The sequence below is a fragment of the Pseudarthrobacter sp. Pseusp20 genome (genome assembly GCF_059492155.1).
In genome coordinates this window covers 3930301-3956683 of the sequence record NZ_CP168521.1, presented here as the reverse complement: position 1 = coordinate 3956683, position 26383 = coordinate 3930301, and the positions used below count along the sequence as shown (strand labels likewise).

Genomic DNA, 26383 nt, shown 5'->3' with positions numbered 1-26383 from the left:
TCAGGCCTGCTGGTGGCGCAAATCCACCACGATTCCGGTGGCGGCATTCTCGCGCATGGCGTTGATCCCGTCGCGGAGCAAGCTGAGGGACCTGAAGGTTGGTGACACCGCAACGATATTGCCTTCGGCGTCGGTCAGCCGCAGCCGGTACGACTCATCGCCTGCACGGTGAATTTCAAATCTTCCCGCCATGGACGGGGACCTCCCTGGTATGCGTCGTTGCATCAGCGTGTGGACCGGTCTGCATCAGCCCCGCTTCGACTGTAACGTCCGTCACCGGGCGCGCATAGCTACCGCCGGGTAGATTACTTATCGTCTCGACGACAGTAAGAGAGGCAGCACGGGAGGCGCTCCGCCCTATTTGGCGAGGTCGTAGGAGTCCACCACGGCCATGCTGACGGGGAACTCCACCGGGATGGGACCGAACAGCAATTCCTTGGCGGCCTTGGCCGATTCCTCGATTGCCGCGATGCAGGCATCGACGCGGTCCGAGGGCGCGTGCACCATGACTTCGTCATGCAGGAAGAAGGCGAGTTGGGCCCCCACAGGTCCGCCGCTGCCGCCGGTTCCTGCCGGCCGCAAGGCGCGCAGCCGCCGTCGCAATTCTGCCAGCCAGCAGGCCGCCCAGTCCGCTGCCGAGCCCTGGACCACGAAGTTCCGGGTAAAGCGCCCGCGGGACCGCGCGATCGACTCTGCCCTCCGCTGCTCCTCCGCCGTGGCCGAGCGCTGGCTGAGGAACCACTGCCCGGACGGCGGAGGGCTGCTGCGGCCCAGCCTGGTGGTGACCGTCCCGCCCGCTTCGCCCGCCCGCGCCGCCCGCTCCACAAAGTCCACGGCACGCGGGTAGATGCGGGCCAATTGCGGCATGAGGCGGCCGGCCTCGCCGGAGGTGGCGCCGTACATGGCGCCCAGCAGGGCCATCTTCGCCTTGGCCCGGTCGCCGCCAAATCCCTTGGCGGCGATCCCGGCGTACAGGTCCTGGTCCCGCGCCGCCTCAGCCATGGCCGAGTCCTGCGCCAGGGCCGCCAGGACGCGCGGCTCCAGCTGCGAGGCGTCCGCAACGATGAGCTTGTGGCCAGGGTCGGCGTGCACCGCGCCGCGGACCTGGCGCGGAATCTGCAGCGCCCCGCCGCCGCGGGATGCCCAGCGGCCCGACACCACGCCTCCCACCACGTATTCCGGGCGGAACCGGCCGCCGTCCACCCACGCGTCCAACCAGGACCAGCCGTTGGCGGTGTGAAGGCGGGAAAGCCTCTTGTACTCCAGCAACGGCTCGATGGCGGGGTGGCTGGACTCCCTCAGCTCCCACTTGCGGGTGCTTTTGACCTCGATCCCGTTGCGGTGCAGGGCGCGCATCAGGTCCTGCGGGGAGTCCGGGTTGAGCCCGGGTGAGTTGAGCATGACGCGCAGCTCCGCCGCCAGCGCCTCCAGTTTCACGGGACGCTGCCCGGCGGGCGGGCGGGGTCCCAGATGGCCGGCCAGGATCTGTTCGTGCAGGTCTTCCCGCCAGGGGACCCCGGCGTGCTGCATCTCGGCGGCCACAATAGCTGCCGCCGACTCCGCCGCGAGCAGCAGCTGGAGGCGGTTCCGGCGGTTTTCCTCCGTGCCCACGCCTGCCAGCGCACTCTGTTGGGCTGCGTATTCGGAACGGAGTTCCTCGAGCGGCGCCCCCGGCGGCAGCCCGGTTGCGGGATCATCGAACAGCGCGCCCTGGTCTGCAGGGGGACGCGGCGGCTGCAGCGCCTTTGGCGGAAGAGCGGGATCCTCCACCGGTACCCTGTCCGTGTTCCGGGCGTAGTCGGTGTGCGCGCTGAACTGCGAGAAGGCCAGGATGTTGCCGCACAGGGTGAGGTCGTAGCAGCGCTCCACCTCCACCTCGGATGCGAGCAGCGCCGGGTACCAGTCCTGGGTCCGGTGCCATATCCAGCGGGGCGGTTGGCCACCGGGGCGCCGTGCCTCCAGTTCGCGGACGACGGCGGCAAGGTCGGTGAGTGCCACAACGCGGGGTTCGGGATTGGCCGGCTGGGCGAGGCCCGCCTGCGTCAGTTCCTGGAGCGCCGCGCCGCGGGGGTGGGCGGCGAGCAGCAGGTACATGTTCCCATTGTGCCTTGTTGGAGGCTGTGCCTCGTTGAGGTGTCCGCGCTGCAGGTTGTCCACATACGGGACTTGCTCCCTTAACCAGGCCGCACCGCCGCGGCAGAGTGGCTCCATGAGCAGGCACCAGCTGAACGCATCCACATCCGGTCCGGGACAGGCCTCCGGCTCCTCGTGGCGGCCAACGAACACGGCGCCACCATCCCGCGGGGGTCCTGTTGCGGACAGCGGGGAAGCGTCCGAGGCCGCCTGGCTGCCGGAGCATTCAAGGCCTGTCGGTTCAGGGCTCAGGGGTTCAATGCCTGGGGGTTCAATGCCCGCCGGGATTCGGCCGGATGGTGCAGGAGAGGTTCTGCTGGTGACCTCCTCCGGCGTCCTCCGTGCCGAAGTGGAGCGTATTGTGGCAGCCGCCGGCGCGCACCTGCACGTTGTCCCGGACGCAGTGGAGGCAGGCCGCTACTGGGAGGCGGCAGCTGCCGTCCTGGTGGGCAGTGACGTGCGTGAACTGCCGCCCCGGCGCAGCACGCCTGCGGTCATGGTGGGCCTCGACGGCGAGGGCGACAGCCTCTGGCACCTGGCGGCGGCCCTCGGGGCAGAGCGTGTTGCCGTACTGCCGGATGCCGCCGCCTGGCTGGCAGACCATCTGAGCCGGTCGCGGTCGCCGGGCCCGGGCGGAATGGTCCTTGGCATCACGGGGGGTTGCGGCGGTGCAGGAGCCACCACCGCCGCCATCTGGATAGCGCAGGCGGCAGCAGGGCTGGGGGTACGGGTCCTGCTGGTTGACGGCGACCCATGGGGTGGCGGCCTGGAGCTGGCGCTCGCAGCAGAGGAAACCCCCGGGCTCCGATGGCCGGACCTCGCCGAGGCCAGGGGAAGCATCGACCCCCTGCAGCTCTCGGATTCCCTACCCGTTGCGGGAGGCTTTTCCTTCCTGTCCTGGCCTGCCACACGGGAGCAACCCCTTCCCGTCGCCGCCGCAGCCGCAGCAGGTGTGCTTGATGCTGCGCGCCGTGGCTATGAACTGGTCCTGCTCGATGTGGGAAGGGGGGCAGAGCCGCTCCATACGGTGGCCTGGGACTGCGACCGGATCATGATGGTGGTACCCGCACAACTGAAGGCAGCAGTGGCGGCCGTACGCCTGATGCAGGAGCTTCCGCCGGTGGAGGCGGCCCTGCTGGTGCGGGGCCGGCCGGGCTCCGCGCTGGACAGTTCGCTGATCGCTGACGCCGTGGGACTGCCGGTCCAGGGCCGGATACCAGAAGTCCGCGGCGTCGGCGGAGCCATGGAATCCGGCCGGCTGCTGGACCTGGGGAAGCGCCGGAACATCCGGCGCTTCGCTGCATCTGTGCTCGATTGGCTTGGCGATGACCTGCCGGCTGGAGAGTTGGCATGAGCCCGGCGCCGGGTAATCCGTCGGCTCCGGCCGGGAAAGCGGGCAGCGCAGCGGGGGCGGGAGGCCTGGGCTCACGGCGCAGCGTCCGCATCCTGGAAGCAAACCAGGCAGGCCGCCTGACGCGCAGCAGGGGAACCGCCGGCAGCGGCAGGACCATCGATTCAGGGCTGCTGGAATCCGTCCGCGAATCGATGATGGCAGAGGCCGGTGCCGTGACGCCGTCACGGGTTGCCGCGGCAGTCCAGGCCACCGGCAAGCTGTTGGGCACCGCAGGATCCCTTGCCGCCGTAGAGCGGATCAGTGCCGAACTCAACGGGCTGGGGCCGCTGCAGGAGCTCACCCGGGATCCCGCCGTCACCGACATCTTCGTCAACGCTCCCCACTCCGTCTGGGTGGACCGGGGCCGCGGCATCGAGCGGGTCCCCGTCCTGTTCGACGGCGAGGCACAGCTGCGGGCGCTGGCCTGCAGGCTCGTCGCTGCAGGCGGGCGCCGCCTCGATGACGGCTCGCCCTGTGTCGATGTCAGGCTCGCCGGCGGCTACCGTGTCCATGCCGTGTTGCCGCCGGTTTCCACGTCCGGGACGCTGCTGAGCGTCCGGATCCGCAGGGAGAAGGTCTTCAGCATGGAGGAGCTGCGCACCGGGGGCATGTTCGGCCCGGGAGTGCAGGCGGTGCTTGAGAAGGTCGTGGACAGGAGGCTGAGCTTCCTGATCAGCGGTGCCACGGGTTCCGGGAAGACCACGCTGCTGTCTACGCTCCTGGGATTGTGTGCGGCGGAGGAGCGGCTGGTCCTGATCGAGGATGCGTCCGAACTGAATCCTGTCCACCCGCACGTAGTCGCGTTGGAATCACGGCACGGAAACCTCGAAGGCGGCGGGACAGTGGACCTGGGGGAACTCGTCAGGCAGGCACTTCGCATGCGTCCGGACAGGTTGGTGGTGGGCGAGTGCCGGGGCGCGGAAGTCCGCGAGCTCCTTACCGCGATGAACACCGGGCACAGCGGCGGTGGAGGAACCATCCACGCCAACACGGCAGCAGCAGTCCCCGCCAGGCTCAACGCCCTGGGCGCGCTCGCCGGGCTGGGACCCGAGGCTGTTCGGCTCCAGGCTGCCAGCGCCCTTGACGCTGTGATCCACGTGGGCAGGACGTCCCGGGGGAGGGAAGTCCTTTGCATCGGACTTATCGGCGACGGCCCGGAGGGGCTGACGGTGGTGCCGGCGGTTGAAGAATCGGGGGTGGCGGGTCCCGCATGGCCGGCGCTGGCTGCCCGTTTGGGAATGGACTCCGGGGTCACCCTGTGACGATCCTCCTCATCGGAGTTCTGGGCGCCGCTGTGGTGCTGCTCCTGAAGCCGCCCCTGGATGCTGCGTCCAGGTTGCGTGCAGCAGGCGGCAGCAGCCAGAAGGCACCGGGATCCCGGCAGAGCCGGATACTGCGCTGGGGCAGCGCAGGCGGACGGGGCTCGGCGAAAATGCGGGGCCCTGGACTGACCCTGGTGGTGCAGCAGCTGGCGGCGCTGCTCAGGGGCGGCCGGACACCCGGGCGGCTGTGGGACGAGCTGTGGTCCGTGTACGGCACGCCGCAGGACGGGCAATGGCATGACCACGCGGCGCTCCCATCCCCAGCGCTGTCAGAGGGTTCAACTGCCGTCCTGGCTTCCGCACGCGCGGCCGCGGCAACCGGAGCCCCTGTCTCGGAGGCCATCCGGCGTGCGGTTTCCACGGCGTTGCCTCACAGGGACCGGGAGGCCAGGACCTGGTCTGAGCTTGCTGCCTGCTTTGACATAGCCGAAGCCAGTGGATGTCCGCTCGCCGACGTGCTGACCCGGTTCGTGGCCCAGCTGGAAGCGGAGGATGATGCGGATGCAGCCAGGCAGACCGCCCTCGCCGGCCCCAAAGCCACGGTCCGTCTCTTGACCTGGCTTCCATTGATGGGTCTTGGACTGGGTGCTGCCCTGGGCGTGGATCCATTGGCCACCCTGCTGGGAACACCCCTGGGACTGGCCGCATTGTTCAGTGGCGCGGTGCTCACGGCAGCAGGAAGGGCGTGGTCCGCCAGGCTTGTTGCGGCGGCCGCAGGGACAGGAGTGCCATGACCCCGGGTTTGGCTGCAGGCTTTGCACTGTTCCTGCTGCTCGCCGCAAGTGCCTGGCTTGCCTGTTCCGGCTTTAACCGGTCGTGTCACCGGCTCCGCCACCTGTTTCATGCCGTCCCGGGGGCGCAGCAGGTGGCCGAAGCCGAGTGGCCCGCAGGGAGCCGCGGCGAAGGCTTGAAGGACACTGCCATGATGCTCGAACTCGTGGCGGCGATGCTGGATGCCGGAGCCGGCATCGGGCGATCGCTCGAACTGGTGGCTGCCTCGGCCGCGCCGCAGTACAGGGACTCACTGCGGCCGGTGGTCTCGGCGCTGGCCATCGGGGCCGACTGGGAAACAGCGTGGCGCAGCTCCGCCGTCCGGCTCCCCGAAATCCTGGAGCTCCGGGATGCGCTGGGCTTCGCCGCGCTCACGGGGGCGCCATCGTCTGCAATCCTCTACGCCCAGGCAGCAAGGCTTCGCCGGGAACGGTTCCGGGCCGCGGAAAAGCGGGCCGCTTCGCTTGGCGTGAAGCTGGTAGTTCCGCTGGGCCTGTGTTCACTCCCTGCCTTTATCTGCCTTGGCGTCGTCCCCGTGCTGCTTGCCCTGGTTCCCACCGGATAACCTGCCGCTGCCGTGGCCACCGCGAAGGCCGATCCCTTCCTCCACAACACCGGGACGGCCCACCTTTTCCACTTAGCGCATCCCCTCCCTTACCTGCTCCCGCTGGGCGGGGAAGAGTCAAGACAGCCGGGAAACCACCGGAAACCAATGGAAAGGAAAACCACATGTCCATCCACCACCGCCGTCACTACACGGCAGGAACCTCCGCGTTCGCCGCGTCCGGCCAGAAGCCCACGAAAAAGGACGGCGCCCCGCGCAGCACCAGCAGCATCCCATCCGCTTCCGCCCCTGCCTTGGGCCCAAAGACTTCCCTCCCGGAGGCAGGCAGGATCGTCGAACTCCACCCTGGTTCGGGAAGTCTCCGGCCCAAGACATGGCGCCCCACGGGGCTGCTGGGTTCCCAGGCCGGCATGGCCACCGCGGAATATGCCATTGCTACCCTGGCCGCCGTCGGGTTCGCCGGGCTGCTTGTGTTCATCCTCCGCAGCGACGAGGTACGTGGTTTCCTGCTCAACCTCATCCGCACCGCGCTGGCGCTGCCGTGACACCTCTGCCGGCGGGGCTGCGAATTCATGGACCCCTCACGGCCGTCGTCGGCAGCAGCGCCGGCGGCAACGATGACCGGAAGACGGCGGACGCCGGTGCAAACGCCCGCGGCGCGGTTACCGCAGAGTTCGCCGTGGCACTGCCTGCCGTACTGGCATTGCTGGCCATGCTGCTTGCAGCAGCCGCCGCGGGGATGACGCAACTGCGCATCGAGGAGGGAGCCAGGGCCGGTGCCAGGGCGCTGGCCCGGGGCGATGACACCGTGGCAGTGGAACGGACGGTCCGGACGCTCGCCGGCGGTACGGCGGCTGCGTCAGTTGCTGCAGACGGCGAGTGGTTCAACATCACGGTCACGGACCGCGTGCCTGGGCCATTGGGAGCATCCATCCCGTGGACCCTCACCGCGCGTGCGTCAATGCGGAGCGAAACAGCCGGGACGGGAGCCGGCATCGGCGCCGGTGCCCTCAGGGGCTCCACGCATGGCCAGGCCGCCAAATGATGGCCGATGCCGGACGGCCCCACACTGCCGCCGCCAGGCGCCACACCACCAAGGGCAGGCGCGGGGCGGGAAGGCATGACGGCCGCGAACGCGGTTCGGGCACAGTCCTGGCCGCAGGGCTGGCCCTTGTGGTCATGACGGCCATGGCCGTCATGCTGCTGCTGGCCCAGTCCGCCGTGCTGGCCAGCAGGGCGGCAGCGGCTGCGGACCTGGCGGCCCTTGCCGCAGCGGATGCGCTCCGCGGCATCACCACGGGCGAGCCCTGCAGTGTTGCCGCCGAGGTCGCCGCGCGGCACGCCGCCACGGTCCTTAGCTGTACCGAGGGCGCGGGCCAGACCATTGAGGTGCGGACCCGGCTCGGCGAGCGCCCGCTGCTGGGAGCCGCAACCGGACATGCCCGGGCAGGGCCGCCGCCATAGCGATGACGCCGGCATCGGGCGTCAGCTCCTCGCCTCCACATCCACACGGGACGTCTCGGAGGCATCCTTGAGCAGGACATCCAGCAGGGTCACCGCGGCGGCCTTGTCCAGCGGATTGTTCTTGTTGCCGCACTTGGGGGACTGCACGCAGGACGGGCAGCCGGACTCGCACTCGCAGGCCTTGATGGCGTCCCGGGTTGCCGCCAGCCACACCATGGCCTTGTCGAAGCCCCGTTCGGCAAACCCCGCCCCGCCGGGGTGCCCGTCATACACGAAGATGGTGGGCACCCCGGTGTCCGCATGCAGTGCCGTGGAGACCCCGCCGATGTCCCAGCGGTCGCTGGAGGCGACGAGGGGAAGGAGCCCGATCGCGGCGTGCTCGGCGGCGTGGAGGGCACCGGGGAACTGGGCTTCGATGAGGCCGGCCCGCGTCAAGGAACGGTTGTCCACCACGAACCATACGGCCTTGGTGAAGAGCTCCCGGGCACCCAGCTCAAGGGGCTCCTCACCCAGGACTTCGTTGGAAATCAAGGCCTTGCGCTGGAAGGAGACAACCTGCGTGGTGACCTTCACATCGCCGAAGTGGACGGTTACATCGCCCCATTGCATGGTCCGCACCGTGTCCAGGACCTCGATCTGGGTCACGTCCCGTGCTGTGGTGTAGTAGTCGGGGTTTGCCCGGCGAACCATGACAGAGTGGTCGTCTTCGTTCAGGTCCTCCACCACGTAGGTGTCGCCCTGGTGGACGTATACCGCGCCCGTGTGGGCCTGGTAATGGGTCTGGGGCGAGTCCATGGTCCCCAGCAGCGAGCCGGTCTCGGCGTCAACGATGCTGACCGGACCGCCGCCGTCGGCCCGGAGATTGACCATGGCCGCGGCGCTTTGCGAGTGGGTCCAGAACCAGCCGGCGGGACGCCGCCGCAAATATCCCTGCGCCACCAGACGGTCCAGGAGCTTTTCGGCAGTTCCGCCAAAAAGGTCCAGCTCCGCCGGTCCCAGGGGGAGTTCCGCTGCCGCGGCGCAGAGGTGTGGTCCCAGCACATAGGGGTTGGACGGGTCGAAGACCGTGGCCTCCACCGAGACATCGAAAATCGCCTCCGGGTGGTTCACCAGGAAGGTGTCCAGCGGATCATCGCTGGCCACAAATGCGGCGATGGCATCCTGGCCCGCCCTGCCGGCGCGGCCAATCTGCTGGAACAGGGAAGCCCGCGTCCCGGGCCAGCCGGCCACCAAGACCGCATCGAGACCGGAAATGTCGATTCCCAGCTCCAGGGCGGACGTGCTGGAAACGCCCAGCAGCTGGCCCGACCGCAGCGCCTTCTCCACCGCGCGCCGCTCTTCCGGAAGGTATCCGGAGCGGTAGGCGGCCACCCGCTGCGGGAGGCTGGGGTCCACCTCGTCAAGGAGCCGCTTGGTGATGGCGGAGATGGTCTCGGCGCCGCGGCGGGATTTGATGAAGGCAATGGTCCGGATCCGGGCGGACACCAGGTTGGCGAGCAGGTCAGAAGTTTCGGCCACTGCCGTCCGCCGCTCCTTGGCCCCGTTCTCGCCCCGGACCTCGGTCAGCGCCGGTTCCCAGAGCGCCACGGTGGTGGCCCCGTGGGGCGAGCAGTCCTCGGAGACCGCCTTCACGGGGGCGCCGATGAGGCGTGAGAAGGAGACATCAGGCTCGGAGGCGGTGGCGGAAGCCGCGATGAAGACCGGTTCGGGGAACGAGGTGCCCGCGCCATAGTACGCGCAGATCCGGCGGAGCCGGCGCATCAGGTTAGCAACATGCGATCCGAAGACGCCACGGTAGCTGTGTGCCTCGTCCACGATGACGTAGCGCAGCCGGCGGAAGAACCCGGCCCACCAGGCATGGTTGGGAAGGATGCCGAAATGCAGCATGTCCGGGTTGGCCAGGATGAAATTCGCGTGGTCCCGGATCCACCGCCGGGCGGCCGGATCCGTGTCGCCGTCGTACGTTTCCGCCCGTACCGTGGGCAGCCTCAGGGCCCGGATGGCGTTCAGCTGGTCGGCCGCCAGCGCTTTGGTGGGGGAAAGGTAAAGGGTGACGGCACCGTCGTCGTGAATCTTTCCCGGCTCCGCCAGCACGCGCAGCTCGGAACGGTGGATCGCATCCAGCGCCGGCAACTGGTACGCCAGCGACTTCCCGGACGCGGTTCCGGTGGCCACCACAACGTGCTCCCCGGCATATGCTGCATTGGCCGCGTCCACCTGGTGCCGGTACGGCTCGCGGATGCCAAGCGACCCGTACGCCCCGAGAATGTCCGGGTGCACCCAGGCCGGCCACGGCGCGTGGATTGCCTCCCGCGCCGGGATCCTGCGGACATGACGGAGCTGTTCCGGGTCCGGGCCGCGGCCCAGCAGAGGAATCAGGGAGTCATGGGGGTTCACCCCACCATTCTTTCATCCGATGCACCGCGGCAGGTCACGGGTCACCAACGGGAACCCCGCAGCCCGGCTCCGCCGGACGGGCCGGCTCAGCTCAGCGACAGATCCGATCCGTCATGCGATGCCGAAAGCATCAGGACCCGGGCAATGGTGCTCCAGCCGAGGTGCGAATAGAGCTTCTGCCCGTCCACGGACGCCAGCAGGAGGCCGGTCCGGATGCCGCGGCCGGACGCCTGCGCCGCCAGCGCCCGCATGATCAGGCTCCCCAGGCCCCTGCGCTGGAATGCCGGCTGGGTGATGATCTTGTCAAAGACGGCGGTATCACCCACCACGAAGGCCCGGCCGCCCGCCGCGACCGCGTCCCCCGAAAGGACTTCGGCGTAATACACGCCGTCCCTTTCGTACGTGGAAAGTCTCAGGTCGTCATCGGAAAGCCACGGGTCCTCCGCGTCCTGGGTTTCCATGTCAACGATCATCATCGCCTGCGAATCCGAGGTGACATTCAGGCCCTGCCGGCCTGCCATTGCCGCATAGCGGGAGGGGTCATTGGTAAGGATGGTCAGCACCCGCGCGGGGGTTTCTGCGGTTCGGGCGGCCAGCGTGGCGAACTCGTCATCAGTAGGTTCTGAGGCGAAGACTTCCCACTCGCCGCTGGTATCAGCACGGAGTGCTGCCGGGAAGCGGCCCTCCTTGGCGGTCTGGTAACCGCGACACCCGGCCCAGCCCGCAACCCACACCTCAAGCAGGCCAGTGATGTCTTCAACAGCGGTTTCCGGACTCATGGCAAGAAGACTATTCCAGCCCGATCGCCAGCAACAGGGGGTAGGGAATCGCTTATGCAATCGTAATGAGGCCCTCCTCCGGGCGTTGTGAAGCAGGACCAGGCCGCCGCTGCAGCCGGTACCCTTAAATGCGTGGCTTTGAACAAAATTGTGCTTTTCTACGGCTTCACCCCCATCACCGATCCGGACGCCGTCCGGCTCTGGCAGCGCGCCCTCTGCGAGAAGCTGGGCCTTACGGGCCGCATCATCCTCTCCAAGGACGGAATCAACGCCACCGTGGGCGGGGAAATCGGCGCCGTTAAGCAGTACGTCAAGACCACGCGCGAATACGCCGGGTTCCGCGGCATCGACGTCAAATGGTCCGACGGCGGAGCAGAGGACTTCCCCCGGCTCAGCGTCAAGGTGCGGGACGAGATCGTCTCCTTCGGCGCACCCGGAGAACTCAAGGTCGACGCCAACGGCGTGGTGGGCGGCGGGAAGCACCTCAAACCCGAGGAACTCCATGAACTGGTGGATGCCAGGAAGAAGGACGGCGAGGACGTCGTCTTCTTCGACGGCCGCAACGCGTTCGAAGCTGAGATAGGCCGGTTCAAGGACGCTGTAGTCCCGGACGTGGCCACCACCCACGACTTCATCAAGGAACTGGACTCCGGCAAGTACGACTCCCTGAAGGACAAGCCGGTGGTCACCTACTGCACCGGGGGCATCCGCTGCGAGGTGCTCTCCAGCCTGATGGTGAACCGCGGCTTTAAAGAGGTGTACCAGCTGGACGGGGGCATCGTGCGCTACGGCGAAGCCTTCAAGGACCAGGGACTGTGGGAAGGCTCGCTCTACGTCTTTGACAAGCGTATGCACCTGGAGTTCAGCGACGACGCCAAGACCATTGGCCAGTGCGCCCGCTGCTCCGCGCCGACCAGCAAGTTCGAGAACTGTTCCAATCCCACCTGCCGCACGCTGACGCTGTACTGCACGGAGTGTGCCGCCAGTCCCGAGACGTTGCGCTGCCCCCAAGGCTGCACCGCCGCCTGAGGACGGTGCCGCTCCGGACGCAGGTGCCAAGCCAGGGTGAGGCCCCCGCCGGGACGACCCCGGCCGTCAGAGCCGGTACACGCAGAACGCATAGTTGGCCGCGGTCCTGGCCTCCACCCTGACCGTCAGGACGCTGTCCGTGGACAGGTAGATGACGTTTTCGCGGTTGATGCCGCACCGCAGGCCCAGGTCCACCAGCGTGAGGGTCTCAGTGCGCACCGTGAAGGTCACCCGGCGCTGGCTCCTGCAGGCGATGGCCAGGGTGTAGGTTCCGGTCTTCAGGACCGGTGAGGAGATGGTCCGCACTTCCGCGGGGGCCAGGAGCCCGGCATCGGCCTGGACCACCGGACCGGTGCCGTCGGGGAGCGCCCGCGACACCCAATCGCCCAGTTCCGCCTCGCTGACCGGGTCCTGCTGCAACGGGTCACGGGTGAAGGCCGGCGCCGGGGCGGCGCTGGCGGTGCCCTGCACGGTGCCGGTCCGGGCGTCGTCGTACGTATATTCGCAGCCGGCCAGCGCACCTGCCGCAAGCACCAGCCCAAGGGCGACGGCGGCGGCGGGCTTCGGTGCCAGCGGCGCCCGTGCTCTCCCTCGGGGAAGGGGCGCGGAGATTCTCCGCACACTGGGCATAGTCAGACTTTATGCCCGCAGCGGGCGGCGGACCATAGCCCGAGCGGGCGTTATTGGGCCGGTACCAGCTGGTAGGCGTAAAGCAGCGGAGCGTCCACGCTGGAGCTGCTGATTTCTACCCGTCCGGCAGCCGGCAGGCTGATTTTCGTGGTCTCGCGCCGGCCGTTGCAGGCGGCCCCGGCTTCCGCCACGGGCTTGCCGTCCAGCGTCACCGCGAAGAAGGCCTTCCCCGTCCCGTCACAGACTGCCGTCAGCGTGTAGCTTCCGGCAGGCACCCTTGCGGCCGCCTGCACGATCCGGTCGCGGTTAAGGATCTTGCCCGAGTCCTGGAGCACAACGGCCGCTGAGGAGGAGGGCAGGGCCGTGGCCCGCCACTTGGGGACATCCGCATTCTCCACGGAGGTCCCGGGCGAACACCCCGCAACGGCCAGGGCGAGGACCGCGGCAAACAGAGTCCCCGGCAGCGGCCGGCGCACCGCAGCGGCTGCCATGCGGGCGCGCGGAAGGAGGGCAGGACGTGAAGGCATGGCTCCACCGTACCGCGCAGGCAGGCCGGACTAAACTTGAGCGGTGCCTAGATCCCCTCACGAGTTCACCGCCGGCAACACCCCCGACGCTCCCCGCAGCGACCTTCCCGGCCTGCTGGCGGCGCTAGCCGCAGACCTCCGCCGCCTCGATTACACGCTCGACGGCGTCGCCCGGCTGCTTGGCCCCACCGCCTCCGCGGCACTGAACCGGGACCAGATCATCCCCGCGCTGCTCGCTGCCGAGCGGGCAGTGCGGCAGGACAACCAAGCAGCGCCGCTTGCCGCCGTCGTCCGTCTGTGGCTCCTTGCCGAGCCCCAGGAACGGGAAACGCTCGACGCCGCCCTGCCGGGCACAGGCGTGGAAGGCCTCCTCGAGCTTGGGCTGGTACAGCCCGTTCCCGGCTCGGGCCTGCTCACCGCCAAGGCCGACCTGCGGCCGTACGGATGGGACAGGAATGACGACGGCAGCGGCGGCGCCGAGCTGTGGGTGGCCAGCGACCTTGCCGCCCACCAGCAGGCCGGGGTGCTGCGGCACGACCACGTCCTGGGCATCGGGCAGGCCTCCACCACCCTGGTGCAGACCACCATCCGCCGCCACACCGAGCGCGCCCTGGACCTGGGAACCGGCTGCGGCATCCAGGCCTTCCACCTGCTCCACCACTGCCAGCACGTGACCGCCACCGACATCTCCGAGCGAGCCCTGGCCTACGCCCGGTTCAACATCCTGCTCAATGCAGAGGCGCTGTCCGTCGATCCCGACCGGCTTGAGGACCGGGTGAGCCTGCGCCTGGGTTCCCTCCTGGGGCCTGTAACCGGTGAGGAATTCGGCCTGGTGGTCTCCAATCCGCCGTTCGTCATCACCCCGCGCAGTTCCGGCGAGGATGCCGCGGACCAGTTCACCTACCGCGACGGCGGCCTCCCGGGCGATGACATCGTCGCCTCCCTGGTGGCGGACCTGCCCGGGATCCTGGCCCCCGGCGGTTCGGCACAGATGCTGGGCAACTGGGAAGTCCCGGCCGGCTCTGGCTGGGACGAGCGGCCAAAGTCGTGGGTGCGGGCGGGAACTGACGCATGGTTTATCCAGCGCGAGCAGGTCAGCCCGGAACAATATGCCGAAACCTGGCTGCAGGACGCCTCGGAATCCCGGGACCGGCAGCACTACCGGGACGCGTACGCCGCCTACCTTGACGACTTCGCCTCCCGGAACGTGGCAGGGATCGGTTTCGGCATGGTGTGGCTGCGGCGCCCCGCACACGGCGGCCCGGCCGCCATCAGCCGTTTCGAGGAAATCAGCTACCCCATCGAGCAGCCCATCGGACCCCACCTGGGTGCCGCCGTCGAACGCAGCGACTGGCTGGCCGCGCATGATCTTGCCGGCACGCACCTGCTGGTGGCCGACGACGTCACCGAGGAGCGCCACCAGCGCCCCGGCGCCGAACACCCGGGCGTGATCCTGCTCCGGCAGGGTGCCGGGCTTCGGCGCACCAACCTGATGAGCACCGAGCTGGCGGGCTTCGTGTCCGCGTGCGACGGCGACCTCACCGCCGGTCAGATCGCCGGTGCCCTGGAGGCCCTCCTGGGTGGGGCCCTGGACGCCGGCGGGGACGGGGAGCAAGGGTTCGACGCCGGATCCTTCCAGGGTGCGCTGCTCGCCGACGTGGCCAACCTGGTCCGCGACGGCTTCCTCATTCCGGCAGGGAGCCCAGCCTGACGGGAGGCCCCCTAAGACGCTCGCCGGAACCCCGTCTTTTCCACATGAATGCGCACGATTCCCCAAAATATGGTGAACTAGGCGAACATGGGCTCATCTGCCCCAGCAACCTTTTTCTGTAGGAGCACAGTGCCAAGCAAGGCCAAAACCGGCAAGAAACTCGTGATTGTGGAGTCTCCGGCCAAGAGCAAGACCATCGCCAAGTACCTCGGCGAGGGCTTCATCGTTGAGGCCTCCATTGGTCACATCCGCGACCTGCCGCAGCCGTCCGAACTCCCTGCCGAGCTGAAGAAGACATCGGTGGGCAAGTTCGCCGTGGACATTGAGCACGACTTCAAGCCGTACTACGTGGTGTCCCCGGACAAGAAGAAAAAGGTGACCGAGCTCAAGGCTGCGCTCAAGGACGCCGACGAACTCTATCTCGCAACCGATGGGGACCGCGAAGGCGAAGCCATCGCGTGGCACCTGCTGGAAGTGCTGAAGCCCAAGGTCCCGGTGTACCGGATGACGTTCGGCGAAATCACCAAGGAAGCCATCCAGCGCGCCATGGGCAACCTGCGCGACGTGGACCAGGACCTGGTGGATGCCCAGGAAACCCGCCGCGTGCTTGACCGGCTCTACGGCTACGAAATCTCCCCCGTGCTGTGGCGCAAGGTGGCGCGGGGACTGTCCGCCGGGCGCGTGCAGTCCGTGGTCACCCGCATGGTGGTGGACCGTGAACGCGAACGCATGGCCTTCAAGGCAGCCTCCTACTGGGACCTGACCGGCCAGTTCGGTGCCGACTCCGGCTCCTTTAAGGCCAAGCTTGCCGCCGTTGACGGCGCCAAGGTGGCCACGGGCCGCGATTTCAACGACAACGGCGAACTCACTTCCCGGAACGTGGCCCACCTCAACGAGGAACTGGCAACGTCCCTGGCGGCAGGGCTGCAGGATGCGGAGTTCCGGGTCCGCTCCGTTGACACCAAGCCGTACACCCGGCGTCCCGCGGCGCCGTTCACCACCTCCACGCTGCAGCAGGAGGCGGGCCGGAAGCTGCGCTTCTCCTCCAAGAGCACCATGCAGATCGCCCAGCGGCTGTATGAAAACGGCTACATCACCTATATGCGTACGGACTCCTCCGCGCTGAGTGACGAAGCCATCACCGCTGCCCGCCGGCAGGCTTCGGAGCTGTACGGCCCCGAGTACATCCCGCAGTCACCGCGCGTGTACACCGGCAAGGCAGCGAACGCGCAGGAGGCACACGAGGCCATCCGCCCCGCCGGCGACTCGTTCCGCACCCCGGCCCAGGTGGCCAAGCAGCTGTCGGGCGACGAATTCCGTTTGTACGAACTGATCTGGAAGCGCACCGTCGCCTCCCAGATGGGCGACGCCAAGGGTTCGACGGCGACCATCCGCCTGGGTGCCGTGGCCACCGACGGGCGGGACGCGGAATTCTCCGCCTCCGGCACCGTGATTACCTTCCCCGGCTTCCTCGCCGCCTACGAGGAAGGCAAGGACGAGACGCGCGGCGACGACGACTCCGACGAAGCGCGCCGCCTGCCCAACGTGGCCAAGGGCGACTCCCTCACCGCTGCGGACATCCAGGCCGTGGGCCATGAGACCTCCCCGCCTCCGCGCTACACCGAAGCATCCCTGACCGCGGAACTGGAAAAGAAGGGCATCGGCCGCCCGTCCACCTACGCCTCCACCATCTCCACCATCCAGGACCGCGGCTACGTCCGGAAGCAGGGCTCCGCGCTGGTGCCCAGCTGGATCGCCTTCTCGGTCATCCGGCTCCTGGAGCAGCACTTCTCCGACTACGTGGACTACGAGTTCACCGCCGACATGGAAGGCGATTTGGACAAGATCGCCAACGGCCAGGAAGCCGGCGCGTCATGGCTGCGGCACTTCTACTTCGGCGAGGACTCCGACCCCGGCCTGCTGAGCATCGTGAACAACCTGGGCGAGATCGATGCCCGGGAAATCAACTCGATCCCCATCACCGACGACATCACCCTCAGGGTGGGCAAGTTTGGCCCCTACCTGGAAAGCTCGGCGGCAGTGGTGGACCCGAAGACCGGCGAAATCGTCGAATCGGCGCGCGCCAATGTGCCCGAGGACCTGGCCCCCGACGAGCTCACCGCCGCCAAGGCCATCGAACTGATGGAGACGGCGGCGCCGGAGGAACGCGTGCTGGGCACCGACCCGCACACGGGCCACACCGTTGTTGCCAAGAACGGCCGCTACGGAGCCTACGTCACCGAAATCATCCCGGAGATGACCGAGGAACAAATTGCGGCGCAGCCGGTGGAGTACTACAAGAACGGCAAGCCCAAGCCGCCCAAGAAGCCGGTCAAGGCCAAGCCGCGCACCGGTTCGCTGTTCAAGTCCATGACCGTCGAATCGGTCACGCTGGACGAGGCGCTGCAGCTCATGAGCCTGCCCCGCGTCCTGGGCGAGGACGCCGAGGGCAACCTCATCACGGTGCAGAACGGCCGGTTCGGCCCGTACCTGAAGAAGGGAACCGACTCCCGGTCCATCGGCTCGGAAGAGGAAATCTTCACCATCACGCTGGAGCAGGCGCTGGAGATCTACTCCCAGCCCAAGCAGCGGGGCGCCCGCGCCGCGGTTCCGCCGCTGGCAGAGTTCGGCCCGGACCCGGTGTCCGAGAAGAACATCGTGGTGAAGGAAGGCCGGTTCGGCCCCTACATCACCGACGGGATCACCAACATCACGGTTCCGCGGGCCACGCCCCTCGAGGAACTGACGCGCGAACAGGCCGTGGAACTCCTGGCCGAGAAACGCGCCAAGGGTCCGGTCAAGCGGACCGCCACCCGCAAGGCTCCGGCCAAGAAGAAGGCAACGGCGAAGAAGTAGCCCGTGGCCGGCGCGTTTGCGCCGGCCACCAGATCGTGATCGGCTAGTGGTATGACTGAACAGCCAGCGCACACGGACCTCCAGCCGCTCAACGACCTCGAAGAGAAGCTCGCCACCGGCGGACAACCCGACGCGAACCCTGTGGACGTCATCCTGTCGTTCCTGAACAGCGAGGTCTACATCATCAGCTCGGACACGGTTGAGGGCATCGACTCCCAGGTGGAGCCCCTGGTCCTTGCCAACGCCGACGGCGACCCCGTCCTTGCCGTGTTCTCGCACCCGAGCCGGGTGGACCAGCAGTACCTGGAAGCTGCACCCAACGTGCTGGGCACCCAGGGCGCCGCCATCATCGCCAACCTTGGCGATGAACTCGGCATGGTGATCAACCCCGGTGCTGCCTATGGTTTCGAGATCAACCCCGAAGGCGTGGCCAACATCAGGCGCGACTTCAAGCGCGCTGACGAGCAATAATGTCCCCATGCGTCTAGGCGTCCTCGATATCGGTTCCAATACTGTCCATCTGCTCCTGGTGGATGCCCACCCCGGTGCGCAGCCGGTCCCGTTCGCGTCCCACAAGCGGCCGCTGTCCCTGGTCCAGTACCTGGAGCCGGACGGCAGCATCAGCGACGAGGGCCAGCACGAGCTGACCGAGTTCGTGCTGGAAGCGTGGGAATTTGCTGCCCGGCACAAGGCCGAGGACCTGCTGGCCTTCTGTACGTCAGCCATCCGCGAGGCCACCAACGGCCCGGCAGTGCTGGCCCGGGTCAAGCACGAAACCACGGTGACCCTCCAGGAACTCACCGGAAGCGAGGAAGCGTCCATGACGTTCTTCGCGGTGCGGCGCTGGCACGGGTGGGGCGCCGGACCCATCCTGAACCTGGACATCGGCGGCGGTTCCTTTGAAATGGCTTTCGGCCAGGACGAGCTCCCCGAAGTGGCCACGTCCGTGCCGCTCGGCGCAAGCCGCCTCACCCGGGACTGGCTCGCCGAGGATCCGCCGTCGGCCAAAAGCGTCAAGGAACTCCGGCGCTATATCAGGGCGACGCTCAAGCCCGCCGTCCGCGGGTTCGACGGCCTGGGCCGGGCCAATGTGGTGGCCGGCACCTCCAAGACCTTCCGCTCCCTGGCCCGGATCGCCGGGGCTGCCCCCAGCGCTGAGGGCCCGTACGTCAAACGGGAACTGCACGCCTCGGACCTGGGCATCTGGACCCAGCGGATCTCGGCCATGAGCTCGGAGGACAGGCTGCACCTTCCCGGCGTATCCGAGGCGCGGGCCCATCAGCTCCTGGCCGGCGCGCTGGTGGCCGAAGCCGCGCTTGAGATGTTCAAGTTCAAGAAGCTCCGCATCTGCCCCTGGGCACTGCGTGAAGGTCTCATCCTCCGGCGCCTGGACCAGCTGGTATTTTCCGGTCCGCTGGAGCCGGCACCGCATGTGGCCGCTTCCCGGCCGGTGGAAGCACCGGTCTAGGGGCCCAACGCCCCCGCTGCCGCGGCCGTTAAAAGCGGAAGCACCGGGGCGGGCAACAGGAAAATGGGGGAAAACCTGTCGCCGCGCCGCCGGTGCCCTGGCAGGCATCCCCATGCCTGCCGCATCACTCGCACCCTCAATGAGGTAATAACTACGTTAGGACCGCAAGTTGTGTGCTGCCTGCGGTGAAGATGGGAGTTGCCTGTGAATGCCTGCCTCCTGCAATGATGGAGGCATGAGCAACCGAATCGCATTCCTTGGCTGTGGATCCATGAACGAGGCCATTCTTGGCGGCCTGCTGGAGGCAGGGACGGATCCCGGGGATGTGGTGGCCACGGTCCGCCGCGCGGAGCGTGCATCCGAGCTGGCCGAGCGCTACCCGGGGATCACTGCCATTGCCGGCGAGGAGGAACCTGACAACAACAGGCAAGCCACCAAGGGGTCCGCCGTCGTCATCCTTGGCGTCAAGCCGGTGGGCATCGCGGACCTTGCCCGGGAGATCAGCCCGGCACTTTCGCCGGACACCGTGGTGGTCAGCGTCGCCGCCGCGGTCTCGATCGCCCAACTCGAGGCAGCCCTCCCGGAAGGGCAGCCGGTCATCCGGACCATGCCCAACACGCCGGCAAAACTGGGGCGCGGCGTCGTGTCCGTCTCGCCAGGAACCCACTGCAGCCCTGGGCAGCTCCAGAAGGTCAAGGACATCCTCCAGGGAGCAGGCACCGTGGTGGAGGTCCCGGAGGAGCAGGTGGACGCGCTCTCCGCCATCAGCGGGTCCGGCCCGGCCTACGCCTTCTACCTCGCAGAGGCCATGGCGTCCGCCGGGGAGGAACTGGGCCTGGACCGGGAGTTGTCCCTGCTGCTGGCGCGCGAAACTGTTGCCGGTGCGGGCCTCATGCTCGCCCAGCCCGGAGCGGACCCGGCAGCGCTGCGCAAAGCCGTGACCAGCCCCAACGGCACCACCGAACGCGCCATCGCCACCTTCGACGAACAGGGCATCCCGGCCATCATTGCGGCCGGTGCCCGCGCCGCAGCCGACCGGGCAGCGGAGATTACCAGGCAGCTCGGCTAGGGCCGCGCGGCGAACCGTTCGAGCAGGTCCACGTGGCCGGAGACGATGAGCATGTCGCGGGAGGACACCTTGGTCTCGGGCCGGGCATAGGTGAAGTCCTCGCCGGGGGACTTCACGCCCACAATGGTCACGCCGTACTTGGAACGGACCTTTGACTCGTCCAGGGTGAAACCCACCGTTTCGCGCGGCGGGTACATTTTCACGATGGCAAAGTCGTCGTCGAACTCGATGAAGTCCAGCATGCGCCCGGAGACCAGGTGCGCGGCGCGGACACCGGCGTCGGCTTCCGGGTAGATCACGTGGTTGGCGCCGATGCGGGTCAGGATCTTGCCGTGGGAGGGCGTAATGGCCTTCACCCACAGGTGCTCGATGCCGAGGTCCACCAGGTTGACGGTGATCAGCACGGAGGATTCGATGGAGGTGCCCACACCCACGACGGCGGAGCTGAACTCCTGGGCGCCGAGCTGGCGGAGCGCATCGATGTTGGTGGCGTCCGCCTCCACCACGTGGGTCAGGAGGGGCGCCCATTTCTGCACCAGGTTCCGGTCCCGTTCGATCGCGAGGACTTCCCGGCCCTGCTTCACCAGCTGTTCAGCCGTGGATGATCCGAAGCGGCCCAGCCCGATCACCAGTACAGGGGCATTGTGGGCGGGGCGCCGGGGGGCGTCTGTGGAACTAGCCAATGATCGGCCTCTCTTCGGGATAGTGGTACAACTGGCTGCGCTGGCGCAGGGCCAGGGCAGCGGCGAGGGTAACGGTACCCACGCGGCCCGCGAACATCAGCGCCGTGAGGACGTAGACGCCGGCGGGCGGCACCTCCGCGCTGAGGTTGGTGCTGAGTCCCACCGTGGCGAACGCGGAGATGGTTTCGAACAACACACGGTCAAGTGACTGGCCGCTGATGTGCAGCAGCAGGAAAGCCGACACGGAGACCAGGGTGGCGCCGGCGACGATCACGGAGATGGCCACCCGCATGCTGCCCTGCGGGATGGTCCGGCCGTAGACCTTGACGTCGGCGTCGCCACGGGCTTCGGCGACGATGGCCAGGAACATGACGGCGATGGTGGTCACCTTGATGCCGCCGGCCGTGGAGGCGGAGCCGCCGCCGGCAAACATCAGGGCATCGGTCAGCAGCATGGTGGTGGAGTCCATTTGGTTCTGGTCCACCAGGTTGAATCCGCCCGAACGCGTCATCACGGACGCGAAGAGCGCGTGGGTGATCTTGTCGCCCACGCTCATGGTGCCGATGGTCCGGGCGTTGTCCCACTCCATCAGCGCCCACAGGAACGCCCCTGCCGCCAGGAGGATCAGGGAAACCTGGATGGTGAGCTTGGTGTGGAGATTCCACTTCTTCCAGTTCAGGCCGTTCTGCTGCAGGACCATCACCACGGGGAATCCCAGGCTGCCCATGAAGACCCCCACCATGAGGGGGATCAGGATCCAGAGGTCCGTCTCGTAGGGCACGATCCCGTCCGAGTGCGGCGTGAAGCCGGCGTTGTTGAACGACGAGATGGCATAGAAAATACCGTGCCACACCGACTGCCAGAAGGGCTCACCCAGGGTGAGGAACCGGGGGACCAGCGCGAGCGCCAGGACACCCTCGATGACCACGGACGTGGTGATGACGATCCGCAGCAGGGTGCCCACCTCGCCCAGGCGCCCGGCGTTGTTCATGGACTCCGCCGCGATGATCTTGCCCCGGACACCCAGCCGCTTGCTCACCATCAGTGCCAGCAACGACGCCAGCGTCAAGGTGCCCAAGCCGCCGATGAAGATGCCCACCAGGATCACCAGCTGGCCGAAGAAGGACCAGTGGACCGCCGTCGACACCACCGTGAGCCCCGTGACGCACACCGCAGAGACCGCGGTGAACAGCGCCTGGTGGATAGGCGTGGGGGTTCCGTCAGCTGAGGAGACCGGCAGGGACAGCAGGAACGTGAACACCGTGCAGACGGCGGCGAACGCCGTCAGCGCCAGCCGTGCGGGTGTGGTGTTGGCAATGTCGTCAATGAAGTCGCGCAGCCGCGTGAGGACCCGGAGGCCCTCCCGCTCCTGCGCCGGGGGGTGCCAGGTGGCCGGCGTCCGGGGCCTCGACTGGCTCTGGGTCATGTGTGGCTTTTCCTCGGTTGTAACGGCTTCCCCCAGTAGTAAACCACTAAAGCCCGCGTCATGGCCGGGTGGGCGGCCGTGCGGGCTCGGGTAGCCTGTGATTGATGACATACCTGCCCGGCCTCAGCCAGCCCGCGCCGCCAACGATGGTGGCGTGGAGTCCTGACATGACAGCCTACAACTTTGGTCCGGGCCACCCCATGGCGCCGGAGCGGATGGACCTGACGGCCCGCCTTGCCCGCAGCCTGGGTCTGTTCGACCTGGACCATGTTGACGTCGCGGCGCCGGAGGTGGCCTCGGACGCCGACCTGCAGTCCGTTCACTCGCCGGAATACGTGGCGGCGGTCCGCCGTGTCAGCACGGACCCCTCCCGGCCGGACGAGTCCCGGGGGCTGGGAACTGAGGACGATCCCGCGTTCGCCGGCATGCATGAGGCCGCGGCACGCCTGGCCGGCGGCTCCCTGCTGGCGGCATCGCGCGTGCTGGAGGGGTCGGCCGTCCACGCCGTCAACTTCGGCGGCGGCATGCACCACGCGTCCCGGGACCGTGCCAGCGGATTCTGCATCTACAACGACGCAGCGGTTGCGGTGCAGAAGCTGCTCGACGGCGGCGTACGCAAAGTGGCCTACATCGACGTCGACGCCCACCACGGGGACGGCACCCAGAACATCTTCTGGGATGATCCCCGGGTCCTCACCCTCTCGCTGCATGAGACAGGGCTGACCCTCTTTCCCGGGACCGGGTTCGCCAACGAGATCGGCGGCCCGGCGGCAGAAGGAACCGCAGTGAATGTTGCCCTGCCTGCGGGCACCGGTGACGCCGGGTGGCTCCGCGCCTTCTACGCCGTGGTGCCGCAACTGGTGGGCGCCTTCGAACCCGAGGTGATCGTGAGCCAGCACGGCTGCGATTCACACCGCAGCGATCCCCTGACGCACCTCAACCTCAGCGTGGACGGACAGCGGGAGGCAGCGAACGCCGTCGGGCATCTGGCCGAGCGCTACTGCGGTGGCCGGTGGATCGCCACCGGCGGCGGCGGCTACAACGTGCTGGACGTGGTGCCGCGGGCCTGGAGCCACCTGGTGGCCATCGCCGCCGGACGGCCCGTGCCGCTGCGGACGCCCGTGCCCGGGGACTGGCGGCAGTATGTGACGGAGAAGTTCGGCAGGGAGGCGCCGGCCCTCATGGGGGATGACGTGGAGCTGTGGTGGCGGTCCTGGGAAGTGGGCTTCGACCCCAACGACGCCGTGGACCGCACTGTCATGGCCACCCGCAAGGCAGTGTTCCCGCTGCACGGGCTGGACCCCTGGTTCGACTAGGCTCCCTGGCGGCCGAAATAGTTGATGCCTTTCGGGGCATATGTCGCTAGGGTGGGAGGCATGGTGACAGACGACGTATTTGCCGTCATAGCGGAATCCACCCGGCGGGATATCCTGGTGGCCCTCCGGGCAGGAGACAAGGCCGTGGGGGAGCTGGTGGAGGAACTGGCGGCGAGCCAGCCCACCATTTCCAAGCACCTGAAAGTCCTTCGTGAAGCACAGCTGGTCAGCATGCGGGCCCAAGGCCAGAAGCGGTACTACGCGTTGAACCGCGGGCCGCTGGAGGGCATCGCCAGCTGGCTGGAGACGTTCGACGTCGGCCCTGGAGCCAAAGCCGCCACGGCACCGCGTGGCCATCATCAGGAAATCCCGGATCAGGCAGTCCCGGCCCAGGCGGGCAGTGCCACAGCGGGCGCTGCCCACCTGACCGAAGGCGTCGCCGCCGCGGCCCCCTCCCTGTCCCGGGCCGCCGGCGCTGCCGGGCCAGGCACGTCGCAGACCCGGGAGGAAGTCCCGGCGCCCGTCCTGGTGCGCGAAGGCGCCGAGCTGAGCCCCGCCGTCGTGATTCCCGGCGGGACGGCCGCCCCGTTGAGCGATGACAGCGTGCCCCAGCAGATCGGCAGGACTGTTGGCCGCGCCGCCACCAAGGCCGCCGACCTGCTGGCGAACCTGCCCAACCTCCCTAAGTTCGGCCGCAAGAAGTAATCCCCGCGGAGCGGTAAGCGCAGCGCAGCCTACTTGGCCAGCAGGCGCACGTGGTCCGGGGTGAGTTCGGACACCTTGCTGACGCCCAGCAGCGCCATGGTCCGCGCCATGTCCTTCTCGATGATCTGCAGGGTGCGGTCCACTCCCGCCCGTCCGCCGGCCATCAGGCCGTAGAGGTAGGCGCGGCCGATCAGGGTGAAGTCCGCGCCCAGGGCCAGGGCGGCCACGATGTCCGCGCCGCTCATGATCCCGGTGTCCAGAATGATGGCGGCATCGGTGTTGTCCGCCGCGAAGGCCTCCTTGACCCCGGGCAGCAGGTGGAACGGGATGGGGGCCCGGTCCAGCTGGCGGCCGCCGTGGTTGGACAGGACCACGCCGTCGGCGCCGTGGTCCACTACCTCGCGGGCGTCCTCAACGGTCTGGATGCCCTTGACCACCAGCTTGCCTTTCCAGGTTTCGCGCAGCCAGTCCAGGTCCTCGAACGTGAGGGTGGGATCGAACATGGAGTTGATGAGATCGGCCACGGTGCCGGTGTAGCGGGAGAGCGAGGCGAACGTGAGCGGCTCGTGGGTGAGGAAGTTGAACCACCAGGCCGGCCGGTAGGAGGCATCCAGGACGGTCTTCACCGTGAGCGCCGGCGGGATGGTCATGCCGTTGCGGACGTCGCGCAGGCGGGCGCCGGCCACGGCAGTGTCCACGGTCACCATGAGGGTGTCGTTGCCCGCCCTGGCTGCGCGCTCGATCAGTTCCAGCGACCGGTCCCGGTCCGTCCACAGGTACAGCTGGAACCAGTTGCGCCCGTTGGGTGCGGCAGCGGCGACGTCCTCGATCGAGGCGGTGCCCATGGTGGACAGGGTGTAGGGGATGCCTGCGGCCTCCGCTGCCTGCGACCCTGCGTATTCGCCCTCGGACTGCATCATCCGGGTGAACCCTGTCGGTGCGATGCCAACTGGAAGCCGCGAGGGCTTTCCCAGGATCTCCGTACTGAGGTCGATGGCGGAGACGTTCCGCAGGATGCCCGGCCGGAACTCGATGTCCAGGAAGGCCTGGCGGGCGCGGCGGAGCGTGATCTCCTCTTCAGCCGCGCCGTCGGTGTAGTCGAAAGGCGCCTTGGGGGTGCGGCGCTTGGCGATGTCGCGGAGTTCCCAGATGGTGCTGGCCCGCTTCAGCCGCGCCTCCTTGCTGAACTCCGGCTTCTTGAACTGCATCAGCGGCGCCAGGTCCGAGTACTTGGGAATGCGGCGCTTCAGGGCTGCGGGCAGCGCGGACGACGACGGTGCCGGGGCGGGTGCCGGCGCTGCGGGGATGTCGGTGGTGTCCGGCGCCGGGGTCGCCTCAGGGTTGTTGGGCTGGATGGTATGCGTCATGGATCCTCCTATGGTCCAACCACACTCTAGGTTATGTGGTCCAACCACATCAAGTACCATTGGCCTATGCGTACCCATCAGCTGGTCCTGTCCTGGATCGAGGACCAACTCTCGGCCGGCCGGTTGGCCGTGGGTGGAAGGCTGCCGGCGGAGCGCACCTTGGCCGAACAGCTCAAGGTCTCCCGCACATCGGTCCGCGAGGCGATCCGGATTCTGGAGGCAATGGGAGTGGTCCGCGCGGGCGTCGGGTCCGGGCCGGAAGCCGGGACGGTGGTGATTTCGGACCCCACCGCGGCGCTGGGCTCCGCCCTGCGGCTGCACGTGGCCACCCAGCACCTGCCCGTGGCGGACATCGTGGAAACGCGGGTCCTGCTGGAGTCATGGGCTGCGGCGAAAGCCCCGCAGGACGCACCCGAACTTGACGGGGCGGCCGCGCTCCTGGCGGCCATGGATGCCCCGGACGGACTTTCGGCCAGCGATTTCCTGGCCCTCGATGTCCGGTTCCACCTGGCCCTGGCCAACGCCGCCGGCAATGCGGTGGTCAGTGCCATGATGGGGTCGCTCCGGGAAGCCATCCAGGGCTACGCTGCCGAACTCACGGCCACCTTGCCGGACTGGGAAGCCACAGCGTCGCGCCTGCGTACCGAACACCACGCCATCCTCGCTGCGGTCAGGAATGGCGACGGCGCCCGGGCCGCGGAACTCGTGGCGGCCCACATCGAGGGATTCTACAAAGAGGCCGGGCTGGGCGCGGGATAAACCTGGGCGGAGC

General features: G+C 68.1%; 25 protein-coding genes. 16 read left to right on the top strand and 9 right to left on the bottom strand.

Annotation, left to right across the window (positions count from 1 at the left end; translation table 11 throughout):
* Together ACEN9K_RS18370 and ACEN9K_RS18365 are read right to left on the bottom strand one after the other, a co-directional pair.
* The gene (locus tag ACEN9K_RS18370; protein ID WP_018768963.1) at positions 1-192 is read right to left on the bottom strand and encodes a YegP family protein; all 192 of its coding nucleotides are present in this window, start codon (positions 190-192) and stop codon (positions 1-3) included.
* 165 nt (positions 193-357) lie between these two features.
* A complete protein-coding gene (locus tag ACEN9K_RS18365) occupies positions 358-2094 on the bottom strand; it encodes a bifunctional 3'-5' exonuclease/DNA polymerase (RefSeq protein ID WP_026265717.1) in 1737 nt (578 codons plus the stop codon).
* A gap of 313 nt (positions 2095-2407) precedes the next feature.
* On the opposite strand from ACEN9K_RS18365, the gene ssd reads away from it, so the two are divergent.
* From ssd to ACEN9K_RS18330, 7 genes are all read left to right on the top strand, one after another.
* Entirely contained in the window at positions 2408-3487 is a 1080-nt protein-coding gene (gene ssd / locus ACEN9K_RS18360) for a septum site-determining protein Ssd (protein ID WP_081620179.1), read from the top strand.
* Complete coding sequence (locus ACEN9K_RS18355; protein WP_018768960.1) at positions 3484-4788, top strand: TadA family conjugal transfer-associated ATPase; 1305 nt, start codon at positions 3484-3486, stop codon at positions 4786-4788. Before ssd ends, ACEN9K_RS18355 begins: the two co-directional genes overlap by 4 nt.
* Positions 4785-5582 (top strand): type II secretion system F family protein, encoded by a 798-nt coding sequence (locus ACEN9K_RS18350; RefSeq protein WP_018768959.1) that lies wholly within the window; start codon positions 4785-4787, stop codon positions 5580-5582. The genes ACEN9K_RS18355 and ACEN9K_RS18350 overlap by 4 nt, the downstream gene beginning before the upstream one ends.
* Positions 5579-6184, top strand: a complete 606-nt coding sequence (locus ACEN9K_RS18345; protein WP_018768958.1) for a type II secretion system F family protein — start codon at positions 5579-5581, stop codon at positions 6182-6184. Before ACEN9K_RS18350 ends, ACEN9K_RS18345 begins: the two co-directional genes overlap by 4 nt.
* 164 nt (positions 6185-6348) lie before the next feature.
* A complete protein-coding gene (locus tag ACEN9K_RS18340; RefSeq protein ID WP_018768957.1) occupies positions 6349-6729 on the top strand; it encodes a DUF4244 domain-containing protein in 381 nt (126 codons plus the stop codon).
* Positions 6726-7229, top strand: a complete 504-nt coding sequence (locus tag ACEN9K_RS18335) for a TadE family type IV pilus minor pilin (RefSeq protein WP_018768956.1) — start codon at positions 6726-6728, stop codon at positions 7227-7229. Before ACEN9K_RS18340 ends, ACEN9K_RS18335 begins: the two co-directional genes overlap by 4 nt.
* Entirely contained in the window at positions 7226-7648 is a 423-nt protein-coding gene (locus tag ACEN9K_RS18330) for an Rv3654c family TadE-like protein (RefSeq protein ID WP_018768955.1), read from the top strand. The genes ACEN9K_RS18335 and ACEN9K_RS18330 overlap by 4 nt, the downstream gene beginning before the upstream one ends.
* Before the next feature lie 21 nt (positions 7649-7669).
* Here the strand turns inward: ACEN9K_RS18330 and ACEN9K_RS18325 are convergent, their stop codons facing one another.
* Complete coding sequence (locus ACEN9K_RS18325; protein ID WP_018768954.1) at positions 7670-10045, bottom strand: DEAD/DEAH box helicase; 2376 nt, start codon at positions 10043-10045, stop codon at positions 7670-7672.
* Positions 10046-10131: 86 nt separating this feature from the next.
* Positions 10132-10824, bottom strand: a complete 693-nt coding sequence (locus ACEN9K_RS18320; protein WP_018768953.1) for a GNAT family N-acetyltransferase — start codon at positions 10822-10824, stop codon at positions 10132-10134.
* Positions 10825-10956: 132 nt separating this feature from the next.
* On the opposite strand from ACEN9K_RS18320, the gene trhO reads away from it, so the two are divergent.
* Positions 10957-11853 (top strand): oxygen-dependent tRNA uridine(34) hydroxylase TrhO, encoded by an 897-nt coding sequence (gene trhO / locus ACEN9K_RS18315; protein WP_026265715.1) that lies wholly within the window; start codon positions 10957-10959, stop codon positions 11851-11853.
* Between the two features lie 66 nt (positions 11854-11919).
* Here the strand turns inward: trhO and ACEN9K_RS18310 are convergent, their stop codons facing one another.
* A complete protein-coding gene (locus ACEN9K_RS18310; RefSeq protein WP_026265714.1) occupies positions 11920-12483 on the bottom strand; it encodes a DUF6023 family protein in 564 nt (187 codons plus the stop codon).
* Between the two features lie 50 nt (positions 12484-12533).
* A complete protein-coding gene (locus ACEN9K_RS18305) occupies positions 12534-13010 on the bottom strand; it encodes a DUF6023 family protein (protein WP_018768950.1) in 477 nt (158 codons plus the stop codon).
* Between the two features lie 43 nt (positions 13011-13053).
* Between ACEN9K_RS18305 and ACEN9K_RS18300 the strand changes: the two genes are divergently transcribed.
* From ACEN9K_RS18300 to proC, 5 genes are all read left to right on the top strand, one after another.
* The gene (locus ACEN9K_RS18300) at positions 13054-14721 is read left to right on the top strand and encodes a DUF7059 domain-containing protein (protein WP_018768949.1); all 1668 of its coding nucleotides are present in this window, start codon (positions 13054-13056) and stop codon (positions 14719-14721) included.
* A 129-nt stretch (positions 14722-14850) separates the two neighbouring features.
* Positions 14851-17577, top strand: a complete 2727-nt coding sequence (topA, locus tag ACEN9K_RS18295) for a type I DNA topoisomerase (RefSeq protein ID WP_018768948.1) — start codon at positions 14851-14853, stop codon at positions 17575-17577.
* A 51-nt stretch (positions 17578-17628) separates the two neighbouring features.
* Positions 17629-18048: an SseB family protein gene (locus ACEN9K_RS18290; RefSeq protein ID WP_018768947.1), complete on the top strand. Its 420-nt coding sequence runs from the start codon at positions 17629-17631 to the stop codon at positions 18046-18048.
* A gap of 7 nt (positions 18049-18055) precedes the next feature.
* Positions 18056-19045: a Ppx/GppA phosphatase family protein gene (locus ACEN9K_RS18285; RefSeq protein WP_018768946.1), complete on the top strand. Its 990-nt coding sequence runs from the start codon at positions 18056-18058 to the stop codon at positions 19043-19045.
* Between the two features lie 235 nt (positions 19046-19280).
* Positions 19281-20114: a pyrroline-5-carboxylate reductase gene (proC, locus tag ACEN9K_RS18280; RefSeq protein WP_018768945.1), complete on the top strand. Its 834-nt coding sequence runs from the start codon at positions 19281-19283 to the stop codon at positions 20112-20114.
* Here the strand turns inward: proC and ACEN9K_RS18275 are convergent.
* Entirely contained in the window at positions 20111-20797 is a 687-nt protein-coding gene (locus tag ACEN9K_RS18275; RefSeq protein ID WP_026265713.1) for a potassium channel family protein, read from the bottom strand. The genes proC and ACEN9K_RS18275 overlap by 4 nt on opposite strands.
* Complete coding sequence (locus tag ACEN9K_RS18270; RefSeq protein WP_018768943.1) at positions 20790-22223, bottom strand: TrkH family potassium uptake protein; 1434 nt, start codon at positions 22221-22223, stop codon at positions 20790-20792. The genes ACEN9K_RS18275 and ACEN9K_RS18270 overlap by 8 nt, the downstream gene beginning before the upstream one ends.
* 104 nt (positions 22224-22327) lie before the next feature.
* On the opposite strand from ACEN9K_RS18270, the gene ACEN9K_RS18265 reads away from it, so the two are divergent.
* Entirely contained in the window at positions 22328-23539 is a 1212-nt protein-coding gene (locus tag ACEN9K_RS18265; RefSeq protein ID WP_056392604.1) for an acetoin utilization protein AcuC, read from the top strand.
* A gap of 60 nt (positions 23540-23599) precedes the next feature.
* Positions 23600-24244, top strand: coding sequence for an ArsR/SmtB family transcription factor (locus ACEN9K_RS18260; RefSeq protein WP_018768941.1), 645 nt, complete (start codon positions 23600-23602; stop codon positions 24242-24244).
* A 29-nt stretch (positions 24245-24273) separates the two neighbouring features.
* Here the strand turns inward: ACEN9K_RS18260 and ACEN9K_RS18255 are convergent, their stop codons facing one another.
* Positions 24274-25611: an alpha-hydroxy acid oxidase gene (locus ACEN9K_RS18255; RefSeq protein WP_495634811.1), complete on the bottom strand. Its 1338-nt coding sequence runs from the start codon at positions 25609-25611 to the stop codon at positions 24274-24276.
* Between the two features lie 66 nt (positions 25612-25677).
* On the opposite strand from ACEN9K_RS18255, the gene ACEN9K_RS18250 reads away from it, so the two are divergent.
* Complete coding sequence (locus ACEN9K_RS18250) at positions 25678-26370, top strand: FadR/GntR family transcriptional regulator (protein ID WP_026265711.1); 693 nt, start codon at positions 25678-25680, stop codon at positions 26368-26370.
* Positions 26371-26383: the final 13 nt, after the last annotated feature.